Annotated in this window: 9 protein-coding genes; 8 read left to right on the forward strand and 1 reads right to left on the reverse strand. The window is 72.0% G+C overall.

What is annotated here, in order from left to right:
- Positions 1–10 precede the first annotated feature (10 nt).
- The 8 genes from leuS to holA all read left to right on the forward strand — a co-directional run bounded on the left by leuS (position 11) and on the right by holA (position 10,587).
- Complete coding sequence (gene leuS, locus P2Q00_RS24680; RefSeq protein WP_275774869.1) at positions 11–2,881, forward strand: leucine--tRNA ligase; 2,871 nt, start codon at positions 11–13, stop codon at positions 2,879–2,881.
- Positions 2,882–3,039: 158 nt separating this feature from the next.
- Positions 3,040–3,774 (forward strand): hypothetical protein, encoded by a 735-nt coding sequence (locus tag P2Q00_RS24685; RefSeq protein ID WP_275774871.1) that lies wholly within the window; start codon positions 3,040–3,042, stop codon positions 3,772–3,774.
- A gap of 72 nt (positions 3,775–3,846) precedes the next feature.
- Positions 3,847–4,692, forward strand: a complete 846-nt coding sequence (locus P2Q00_RS24690) for a DegV family protein (RefSeq protein WP_275774872.1) — start codon at positions 3,847–3,849, stop codon at positions 4,690–4,692.
- A 104-nt stretch (positions 4,693–4,796) separates the two neighbouring features.
- Positions 4,797–5,846, forward strand: a complete 1,050-nt coding sequence (locus P2Q00_RS24695; RefSeq protein ID WP_275774873.1) for a ComEA family DNA-binding protein — start codon at positions 4,797–4,799, stop codon at positions 5,844–5,846.
- Complete coding sequence (locus tag P2Q00_RS24700) at positions 5,843–8,386, forward strand: ComEC/Rec2 family competence protein (RefSeq protein WP_275774874.1); 2,544 nt, start codon at positions 5,843–5,845, stop codon at positions 8,384–8,386. The genes P2Q00_RS24695 and P2Q00_RS24700 overlap by 4 nt, the downstream gene beginning before the upstream one ends.
- A 4-nt stretch (positions 8,387–8,390) precedes the next feature.
- Positions 8,391–9,188 (forward strand): arylamine N-acetyltransferase family protein, encoded by a 798-nt coding sequence (locus tag P2Q00_RS24705; RefSeq protein WP_275774875.1) that lies wholly within the window; start codon positions 8,391–8,393, stop codon positions 9,186–9,188.
- 28 nt (positions 9,189–9,216) lie between these two features.
- Complete coding sequence (locus P2Q00_RS24710; protein WP_275774876.1) at positions 9,217–9,462, forward strand: hypothetical protein; 246 nt, start codon at positions 9,217–9,219, stop codon at positions 9,460–9,462.
- A gap of 135 nt (positions 9,463–9,597) precedes the next feature.
- Positions 9,598–10,587, forward strand: coding sequence for a DNA polymerase III subunit delta (gene holA / locus P2Q00_RS24715; protein ID WP_275774877.1), 990 nt, complete (start codon positions 9,598–9,600; stop codon positions 10,585–10,587).
- A 211-nt stretch (positions 10,588–10,798) separates the two neighbouring features.
- Here the strand turns inward: holA and rpsT are convergent, their stop codons facing one another.
- Positions 10,799–11,065 carry a 30S ribosomal protein S20 gene (gene rpsT / locus P2Q00_RS24720; protein ID WP_059191727.1) on the reverse strand — a complete coding sequence of 89 codons (267 nt, stop codon included), beginning with the start codon at positions 11,063–11,065 and terminating at the stop codon, positions 10,799–10,801.
- Between the last annotated feature and the right edge of the window lie 85 nt (positions 11,066–11,150).

Consider the following 11,150-nt stretch of genomic DNA (forward strand, 5'->3'; position numbering starts at 1 on the left):
CTTAAGGATCATGAGCGAGACGAACCCCGCTGCCGCCGAGGTGGCAGCGCCGCACCGCTACACGGCCGCCGTGGCGGCCGAGATCGAGGCACGCTGGCAGGACTTCTGGGACGCCGAGGGCACCTACGCGGCGCCGAACCCCAAGGGCGACCTGGCCGGTGACCCCGAGGTCGTCGCCCGGCCCAAGAAGTTCATCATGGACATGTTCCCGTACCCCTCCGGTGCGGGCCTGCACGTCGGCCACCCCCTGGGGTACATCGCCACCGACGTCTTCGCGCGCTTCCAGCGCATGACCGGCCACAACGTCCTGCACACCCTGGGCTTCGACGCCTTCGGCCTGCCCGCCGAGCAGTACGCCGTGCAGACCGGCACGCACCCGCGGGTGTCCACCGAGGCCAACATCGAGAACATGAAGTCCCAGCTGCGCCGGCTGGGCCTGGGCCACGACAAGCGCCGGTCGTTCGCCACGATCGACCCGGACTACTACAAGTGGACCCAGTGGATCTTCCTGCAGATCTTCAACTCCTGGTACGACGACGAGGCCGACAAGGCCCGCCCGATCTCCGAGCTGATCGCCCAGTTCGAGACCGGTGACCGTGCCGTACCGGGTCACACGCGCGCGTGGAGCGAGCTGACCGCCGCCGAGCGCGCCGACGTCCTGGGCGAGTTCCGGCTGGCCTACGCCTCCGACGCGCCGGTCAACTGGTGCCCCGGGCTGGGCACCGTGCTGGCCAACGAGGAGGTCACCGCCGACGGCCGCTCCGAGCGCGGCAACTTCCCGGTCTTCAAGGCCAAGCTGCGCCAGTGGAACATGCGGATCACCGCATACGCCGACCGGCTGCTGCAGGACCTGGAGGCGCTGGACTGGCCCGAGGCCATCAAGCTGCAGCAGCGCAACTGGATCGGCCGCTCCGAGGGCGCACGCGTCGACTTCCCGATCGACGGCGAGCGCATTACGGTCTTCACCACGCGCCCGGACACGCTGTTCGGCGCGTCCTACATGGTGCTGGCCCCCGAGCACCCGCTGGTCGAGAAGTTCACCCCGGCCGCCTGGCCGGAGGGCACGCACGAGGTGTGGACCGGCGGTCACGCGACCCCGGCCGAGGCCGTCGCCGACTACCGCGCGCAGGCCGCCTCGAAGTCCGACGTCGAGCGGCAGGCCGAGGCCAAGGACAAGACCGGCGTCTTCATCGGCGCGTACGCGACCAACCCGGTCAACGGAGACCAGGTCCCGGTCTTCATCGCCGACTACGTCCTGATGGGCTACGGCACCGGCGCGATCATGGCCGTCCCGTGCGGCGACCAGCGCGACTTCGAGTTCGCGCGCGCCTTCGAGCTGCCGATCCACTGCATCGTCGAGCCGACCGACGGCCGGGGCACCGACACCTCGACGTGGGAGAACGCCTTCGGGGCGTACGACGCGAAGATCATCAACTCGTCCAACGACGACATCTCCCTGGACGGCCTGGGCGTCGCCGAGGCCAAGGCGCGCATCACCGAGTGGCTGGCGCGCAAGGGCATCGGCGAGGGCACCGTCAACTTCCGGCTGCGCGACTGGCTGTTCAGCCGTCAGCGCTACTGGGGCGAGCCCTTCCCGATCGTCTACGACGAGGACGGCATCGCCCACTCGCTGCCCGAGTCGATGCTGCCGCTGGAGCTGCCGGAGGTCGAGGACTACTCGCCGCGCACCTTCGACCCGGACGACGCCGACACGTCCCCGGAGACGCCGCTGTCCCGCAACGAGGACTGGGTCAACGTCACGCTGGACCTGGGCGACGGGCTGAAGCCGTACCGCCGCGAGACCAACACCATGCCCAACTGGGCCGGTTCCTGCTGGTACGAGCTGCGCTACCTGGACCCGCACAACAGCGAGAAGCTGGTCGACCCCGAGATCGAGCAGTACTGGATGGGCCCGCGCGAGGGCCAGCCGCACGGCGGTGTCGACCTGTACGTGGGCGGCGCCGAGCACGCCGTGCTGCACCTGCTGTACGCGCGCTTCTGGTCCAAGGTCCTGTTCGACCTGGGGCATGTCTCCTCCGCGGAGCCGTTCCACAAGCTGTTCAACCAGGGAATGATCCAGGCCTACGTCTACCGCGACAGCCGCGGCATCGCGGTGCCGGCCGCCGAGGTGGAGGAGCGCAACGGCGCTTACTACTACCAGGGCGAGAAGGTCTCCCGGCTGCTGGGCAAGATGGGCAAGTCCCTGAAGAACGCGGTCACTCCGGACGAGATCGCCGCCGAGTACGGCGCCGACACCCTGCGCCTGTACGAGATGGCGATGGGCCCGCTGGACGTGTCGCGGCCGTGGGACACGCGCGCGGTGGTGGGCCAGTTCCGGCTGCTGCAGCGGCTGTGGCGCAACGTCGTCGACGAGACGACCGGTTCCGTGACGGTGACGGACGCCGAGCCCGACGAGGACACGCTGCGTGCCCTGCACAAGGCGATCGACGGCGTGCGTCAGGACCTGGAGGGCCTGCGGTTCAACACCGCAATCGCCAAGGTCACCGAGCTGAACAACCATCTGACCAAGGCGGGCGGTGCGGTGCCGCGCCCGGTCGCCGAGCCGCTGGTGCTGCTGGTCGCGCCGCTGGCCCCGCACATCGCCGAGGAGCTGTGGCGCAGGCTGGGCCACACCGACTCCGTCGTCCACCGGGACTTCCCGGTCGCCGACCCGGCGTACGTGGTCGACGAGGCCGTGACCTGCGTCGTGCAGATCAAGGGCAAGGTCAAGGCGCGGCTGGAGGTCTCGCCGACCATCTCCGAGGAGGAGCTGGAGAAGGTCGCGCTGGCCGACGAAAAGGTCGTCGCGGCGCTGGACGGCGCGGGCATCCGCAAGGTGATCGTGCGGGCACCGAAGCTGGTCAACATCGTTCCGGCGTAAGCGCGGGCGGCCCGGGGCGCAGGTGCCTCGGGACAGTCCCGCCTCGGGGTAGTCCCCTACGGGCAGGTTCGGGGTTTTTCTGGAACTCCGGGCCTGCCCGCCTCGTTTACCGTGGAAGAGCGACGCGGTGCGTGTCGCGACCGGTCGGAGGAGGAGCGGTGGAAGCAGTGATCGCAGTGTTCGCCCTGCTCTTCGTGCTCTTCCTGGTACTCGGCACCTATGCCGCGGTGAAGGCCGTCGGCGCCGCCAAGCGGGGCGTGGACCGCACGATCACCCAGGCCCGCCGCACGGTCGAGGACCACACCCTGCGGGCCAAGTCCTTCGTCCAGCCCGGAGCGGCGGGCGAGCTGGCCCAACTGCGGCTGAAACTGCGCACATCGATGCGTGCCACGCAGGACGCGCTGCACGCGGGCGTGGCCGAGGACGAGTCCCTCAAGGAGTCCCTGGGCCTCTTCCAGCGCCTCAGCGTGCACGGACACGAACTGGACGGCGATCTCAAGCGCCTGGAGGCCGAGCCGGACCGGACGACGCTCGCCGAGCGGCTGCCCGCCCTGCGGGAGCGCACCGAGCGCATCGTCCAGTCCGCAGACGCACTGCGCTGGGCGGCCCGCGACCGGGCCCGCCGCTTCGCCGACGACGACCTGGACTCGCTCAGCACGCAGATAGACGTCGAGGCGGGCGCCCTGCGGCACTGGACGACGGCGGAGCCCGCGTCGACCCCGCCGCCGTGGCCCGAGGCCCCGGCCGCCGACAGCGCGGCATCCCGGCAGACCTGGCCCGAGACACCCCTGTCCCGCACCGCCGAGGAGCCGAAGCGATCCGCCATCACCCCGCCGGGACGGCGGCCCTCGTACCCCTGGCAGAAGAAACCCCGCCCCGAGAGCACTACTTGATCCGGTCAAGGGCAGACCAGGTGAGAGGGGCCGGGCTGCCGTCCGGGCGCTACGGCAGGTAACCTCCAGCTCATGTCCCGCCATGTCGCGATCGTCACCGATTCAACGGCCTACCTGCCGCCGCGGACGATGGAGCGCCACGGCATCACAGCTGTGCCCCTGACCGTGGTCCTCGGCGACCAGGCGCTGGACGAGGGCACCGAGATCTCGACGCGCTCCCTGGCCCAGGCACTGCAGAAGCGGCGCCCGGTCACCACCTCGCGCCCCAGCCCCCAGCTCTTCGCCGAGACCTACCGCAAGGTCGCCGAGTCCGGTGCGACCGGCATCGTCTCCCTCCATCTCTCCGCCGAACTGTCGGGCACGTACGACGCGGCGGTCCTGGCGGCGCGTGAGGCGCCGGTGCCGGTGCGGGTGGTGGACACCGGGGCGGTCGCGATGGCGCTCGGGTTCTGCACGCTGGCCGCTGCGGAGGCGGCGGAGGCGGGCGGGACGGTGGACGAGGCCGTCACGGCCGCGGAGAAGCGGGCCTCCGGCACCTCCGCCTACTTCTACGTCGACACCCTCGACTATCTGCGCCGCGGCGGCCGGATCGGCGCCGCGCAGGCCCTGCTGGGCTCCGCGCTCGCCGTGAAGCCCCTGCTGCAGCTGGACGGTGGCCGGATCGAACTCCTGGAGAAGGTCCGCACGGCATCGAGGGCGATCGCCCGCCTGGAGGAGATCGCGGCCGACCGCGCCGGCAGCGCACAGGTCGACATCGCTGTCCACCATCTCGCCGCCCCCGAGCGGGCGTCGGCCCTCGCGGACCGGTTGCGGGCGAGGGTGCCCGGGCTGGCCGACCTGTATGTGAGCGAGGTGGGAGCGGTGATCGGGGCGCACACCGGGCCCGGTCTGCTGGGGGTTGTGGTCTCGCCGCGGTGACGGCCGCCCCCCGTGTGGGTGGCGAAGTTATCCACAACTGGGCGGTAATCCCCGGGAATTGAGCAAGATCATCGCGAAGTTGCCGACTGCCCGATCCTCGTCGCATGGCACTTCGATCACGTTCACGTACAGCGACCGCTTCCAGCGGCCCGGGGCGGGGACCCGCCTCTGACGGCCGGATCCGCCGGCGCCGCCCGCCGGTGGGCAGCCGAGCCCGGCACCGGCATGCGTCGGCGGAGGATCTCCGTCGGCGCGCGGAGGTGTTGTTCCCCGAACGCGCTGGTGAGTGGCGGGAGTCGGGGGCGGGGCCGCCAGTGCGGTCTGTGGAGGAGGATGACGAGCGCGCGATTCCTCCGCGCGCAGGAGGGGCTGCGGGCCCGGATTTTCCACCGGCCCCAGGCGCGGTCGAGAGCCCGGAGGTTTCTCCGGCCGGGGAGGCCTGGCGAGTGCGGGCCGGGCTTGCGCTGCGGGAGCGGATGCCGCTGTGGCTGCAGACCAGGTGCGGGCTGGAGCGGCGGAGCGTGGTCGCGCTGACGGCGCTGCTCGTCGTCGCAGCGGTGTTCGCCGTTCAGCACTTCTGGGCCGGGCGGACGCAGTCCGTGCGGGCACCCGAGGTGGTGCGGGCGGTGGCTCCGTTCGGTGAGCGGAAGGGGAGCGGGGAGCCCGCCCCGGACGGTTCGCCCGGGGCGCCGAATGCCGCGGCCACGGCCGGGGCCGAGATCGTCGTGGACGTCAGCGGCAAGGTCCGCGAACCCGGGATCCATCGCCTGCCCGCCGGGTCGCGTGTCGCAGACGCCCTGCACGCGGCCGGCGGGGTGCGTCCCGGCACGAGCACGGACGGCCTCAACCGGGCCCGTTTCCTCGTGGACGGAGAGCAGGTGATCGTCGGCGGTCCCGCAGCCCCGGCGCCCGGTGCAGCCGCCGGCGGTCCGGCCGGCTCTGCGGCGGGCGCCGCTCCCGCGGCTCCGGTCGCCCTCAACACCGCCACCGTCGACCAGCTCGACACCCTGCCGGGCGTCGGCCCCGTGCTCGCCCAGCACATCGTCGACTACCGCACACAGCACGGCGGTTTCCGCTCGGTGGACGAGCTGCGCCAGGTCAACGGCATCGGCGACCGCCGCTTCGCCGATCTCCGGAATCTCGTACGGCCATGAGGCGCGCACCCCATCCCCCGGCCCGGCGCGCAGCCGTCCACGCCGCCTCCACAGGACGGCTCGGAGCCGCCCACCCCCGACAGGAAGGACCGACGGACCTACGCCTCGTGCCGCCCGCGCTCGCGGTCTGGGCGACGGCTGCGGTGATGCTGGACGCGACGTCCGGGTGGGTCACGGGTGTCGCGGTCGTATGCCTGACCGCGGGCGCGGTCCTGCTGCTGGTACGGCGACGGGGCGAACGGGTCGATTCACCGGGGCCGAGAGCGTGGCCGCGGGTCTCGGCCGCCGCCGTGCTGCTCTGTGTCGGCGCGGCCGCCGTCTCCGCCGGACTGCATGGAGCCGATCTGCGGCGCGGGCCCGTGCCGGGGCTGGCGCGGCAGTACGCCACCGTGACCGCCGAGGTCGAGGTCACCTCCGACCCACGGCTCACCCGGCCCCGGATCAGAGGGGACCATGCCGCCCCGGCCTCCGTACTGATGGAAGGGGAGGTACGACGGGTCGAGCAGGCGGACGGTACGGCGGTCGTGACACGGGCGCCCGTGCTGGTGATCGTCGACGTGGGGGCACGTGGAGCCGGAGCGGAGAACTCCGCCGGGAGGCCGGCACGGTCGCCCTGGCTGGAGCTGTTGCCCTCCACACGGGTGCGTGTCCTTGCCCGGTTGGCGCCCGCAGTGGTCGGCGGTGATCGGGTCGCGGGTGTGCTGCGGGTACGGCGGCAGGCCGAGCCGGACGTGGTGGGCGGGCCGTCGGGGGTGCAGCGGTTCGCTGGGCGGTTGCGGGCCGGGCTGCGGGAGGCGACCGACGGGCTGCCGGCGGATGCCAGGGCGTTGCTGCCCGGGCTGGTCGTCGGGGACACCTCGCGGATCACTCCGGAACTGGACGAGGCCTTCAAGGAGACCGACCTCGCCCACACCCTCGCGGTGTCCGGGAGCAACCTCACCATCATCCTCGCCCTGCTCATCGGCCCACCCGGCATGGCACAACTGGCAGAGCGCCGAGGACTCGCGCCCCGGCTCGGCATCCCGCTGCGGACGACCGCGCTGCTCTCAGGAGCGCTCACGCTCGGGTTCGTGGTCGTGTGCAGACCGGATCCGAGTGTGCTGCGGGCCGCGGCCTGCGGGGCCGTCGTACTGCTCGCCCTGGCGACCGGACGCCGCAGATCACTCGTCCCGGCGCTGGCGACGGCGGTACTGCTGCTCGTGCTGTACGACCCTTGGCTGGCCCGGAGTTACGGCTTCCTGCTCTCCGTGCTGGCCACCGGCGCCCTGCTCACCCTCGCGCCCCGCTGGAGCGAGGCGCTGCGCCGGCGCCGGGTCCCGCCGAGGCTGGCCGAGGGGCTGGCCGCGGCCGCCGCGGCCCAGGCGCTGTGCGGGCCTGTCGTCGCCGTGCTGTCGGCACGGGTGAGTCTGGTGGCGGTGCCGTGCAATCTGCTCGCGGAGATCGCGGTGGCGCCGGCCACGGTGCTGGGCTTCGCGGCGCTGGCGACGGCGACGGTGCTGATGCCGGTGGCCAAGGCGCTGGCCTGGTGCGCGAGTTGGCCCGCAGGCTGGATCGCGGACATCGCCCGGACGGGAGCCGCCCTGCCCGGCGGGGGAGTGGACTGGCCGGGCAGCTGGACCGGGGCGGGGCTGCTCGCCCTGGCCACGGTGGCCGCCCTGCTGATCGGCCGACGGTTGCTGAGACATCCGTGGCTGTGCGGTGCCTGCGGGGTGCTGCTCGTCCTCGTCGTCGTGCAGCCGCCACCGTTGACCAGGGTGATCACAGGATGGCCGCCGCCGGGGTGGCGGTTCGCGATGTGCGACGTGGGGCAGGGCGACGCGACAGTGCTCGCGGCGGGGGACGGCAGCGGTGTGGTGGTGGACGCCGGGCCCGATCCGACGCTCGTCGACCACTGCCTGCGCACGCTCGGCATCACCAGAATCCCCCTGATCGTGCTCACCCACTTTCATGCCGACCATGTGGCCGGGCTGGCCGGTGTGCTGCGCGGGCGTTCGGTGGGGGCGATCGAGACGACGGGCTTCGAAGAGCCCGCGGACCAGGTGGAGTTCGTACGGAAGGAGGCGGCGGCACGGCACATCCCGCTCACCCACGCCGTGGCCGGGGAGCAGCGCCGGACCGGTTCGCTCTCCTGGCAGGTGCTGTGGCCCCCACCCGGCCCGGCACCGGATCCGGACGGGCCGAACGACGCCAGCGTCGCCCTGCTCGTCAGATCGGGCGGGCTGCGGCTCCTGTTGCTCGGGGATCTCGAACCCCCGGCCCAGCAGGCGCTGTTGAGGTCACCGGAGGGTGCGCTGCTGGGCGGTGTGGACGTCCTCAAGGTGGCCCATCACGGCTCGGCGTACCAGGACCCGGAGCTGATGCGCAGGGTGGCGCCGCGGATCGCGCTGATCAGCTGCGGGAAGGACAACCCGTACGGGCATCCGGCCCCCAGCACGGTCGCGGCGCTGCGGGCCGAGGGCGCGGTGGTGCTGCGGACGGACCGGGACGGGGCCCTCGCGGTCACGGGGGCGGGCCGGGAGCTGGGGGTGGCGCGAGACTGAGGGCATGAATTCAGCACAGGCCGATGCCTACCTCCGCCGCCTGGGAGCCGGGCGCCCGGCGCGGGCCGCCGGCGCCACCGTTGACGTGCTGCGCGAGCTGCACCTGCGGCATCTGCAGACGGTGCCCTTCGAGAACCTGTCGGTCCACCTCGGTGAGGAGATCGTGCTGGAGGAGAAGCGGCTGCTGGACAAGGTGGTGGGGGCGCGGCGGGGCGGGTTCTGCTACGAACTCAACGGTGCGTTCGGGGCCTTGCTCGGCGCGCTCGGGTTCGATGTCACGTTGCTCGCGGCGCGGGTGCACGGGAACGAGGGGCGGCTCGGGATTCCGTACGACCATCTCGTGCTGCGGGTGCGGGCGTCGGACGGGAGCGAGTGGCTGGCGGATGTGGGCTTCGGGGCGCACAGCCACTATCCGCTGGCGTTCGGGGAGAGGGGGGAGCAGGAGGATCCCGGTGGCAGGTTCCGGATCGTCGGGGCGGGGCCGGACCTGGATGTCGTCGTGAACGGCAGGCCGAAGTACCGGCTGGAGGTGCGGCCCCGTGAGCTCGGCGACTTCGTGGCCGGGGCGTGGTGGCACAGCACCTCGCCCGCGTCGCACTTCGTGCAGTCGCTGGTGTGCTCAAGGGTGACGGAGGACGGAGGGAGGATCACGCTCAGCGGGCGCACCCTCAAGGCGACGGGCGCCGACGGGGCGCGGGAGGAGCGCGAGTTGGGCACGGACTCGGAGGTGCTCAAGGCGTACCGGGAGCGGTTCGGGATCGAACTCGACCGTGTGCCGATGGTGCGGGTGCCGGGCTGCTGAGCTGCCGGGATGTCGGACAATGGCTGCCGTGAGTGATGTGAGACATGTGCTGGTGCTGCCCGACCGTGATGCCGCTGAGGAGGTGGCCGAGGCGCTCGGGGACCGGTTCGGGCTGTCCGAGGAGCCGCAGCTCGTACGGGACGCGCTGGCCGGTGAGGACGACGCGGAGGACGCGCAGTGGCTGCTCGTGCTGCGGGACGAGGACGGGCGGCTTGACCCGGGCGAGCTGGACGAGTTCGTGGGGGAGTGGGACGGGTGGCGGGAGGAGCCGTAACGCTCCGCTGGTAGCGCCGGACGACTGATTGTCGAGTGTCGGCTGCGGGCCGGACGTGGCTGGTCGCGCCCCCGCGCCCCTTTGGCCGCGGCCGTGTAGGCCGCGTTGTCAGTGCCCCATGACATGCTTGTCGCAATGGCCAGGAAGACTGCTGAAGACGACCCTCTCGCCCCGGTGACGCTTGCCGTGGGCCAGGAGGACCTCCTGCTCGACCGTGCCGTGCAGGAGGTGGTGGCCGCCGCCAGGGCCGCCGACGCCGACACGGACGTACGTGACCTGACCCCGGACCAACTGCAGCCCGGCACGCTCGCCGAGCTGACCAGCCCCTCGCTCTTCGCGGAGCGCAAGGTCGTGGTCGTACGCAATGCCCAGGATCTTTCGGCCGACACGGTCAAGGACGTGAAGTCCTATCTCGGGGCGCCCGCCGAGGAGATCACCCTCGTGCTGGTGCATGCGGGCGGGGCCAAGGGCAAGGGGCTGCTCGACGCCGCGCGCAAGGTCGGGGCGCGGGAGGTGGCCTGTCCGAAGATGACCAAGCCGGCGGATCGGCTGGCCTTTGTGCGGGCGGAGTTCAGGGCGGTCGGGAGGTCTGCCACGCCCGAGGCCTGTCAGGCGCTCGTCGACGCCATCGGGAGTGATCTGCGGGAGCTGGCGTCCGCCGTCTCCCAGCTGGTCGCCGACGTGGAAGGGACCATCGACGAGGCCGTCGTCGGGCGGTACTACACCGGGCGGGCCGAGGCGTCGAGCTTCACGGTTGCCGACCGGGCCGTGGAAGGGCGGGCCGCCGAGGCCCTGGAGGCGCTCAGGTGGTCACTGGCCACCGGGGTGGCACCGGTGATGATCACCAGTGCGCTGGCCCAGGGCGTGCGGGCGATCGGGAAGCTGTCGTCCGCGCGTGGGGGCCGGCCGGCCGATCTGGCGCGGGAGCTGGGCATGCCGCCCTGGAAGATCGACCGGGTGCGGCAGCAGATGCGGGGGTGGACGCCGGACGGGGTGGCGGTGGCCTTGCAGGCGGTCGCCGAGGCCGACGCGGGGGTGAAGGGGGGCGGGGACGATCCCGAGTATGCGTTGGAGAAGGCAGTTGTGGCGATTGCCCGGGCCGCGCGGTCTCGGGGGCGGGCGTAGGGGCGGTCCGAGACTGCCGAAGGCCCCGGCACCTGCCCTGGGGAAGGGCTGGGGCCGGGGCCTTCAGCTCAAGCTGTCGGATCCGCGCCCGCGTGGCGAACGCAGGCCGCGCGCGGATCCTCGGGTGCCGGTCGGGAGCGGATGAGAGAGGGCCCGCTCTGGGTCCTTCCGGCGGTTCGGTCCCGTGGGACCGGTCAGATCAGTAAGAGGTTCAGCCGTTGAGGCCGGCGACCTTGGAAGCAAGCGCCGACTTCTTGTTGGCGGCCTGGTTCTTGTGGATGACGCCCTTCGAGACGGCCTTGTCGAGCTGACGCGCGGCAGCGCGCTGGTACTCGGTGGCCTTCTCGACGTCACCCGCGGCAGCGGCCTCGCGGGCCTTGCGGATGGCGGTCTTCAGGGAGGACTTGACGGCCTTGTTGCGCAGCCGGGCCTTCTCGTTGGTCTTGATCCGCTTGATCTGGGACTTGATGTTCGCCACTGATTGAGCCTTTTCAGGTTCAGGCACAGGGCCAGGAGCACTCCGTGCAGGAGTTACCGGGTCCCGTACCAGGTGATTTCTTGGG

The sequence above is a fragment of the Streptomyces coacervatus genome (assembly GCF_029223485.1).
GTDB classification, from domain to species: Bacteria; Actinomycetota; Actinomycetes; order Streptomycetales; family Streptomycetaceae; genus Streptomyces; species Streptomyces coacervatus.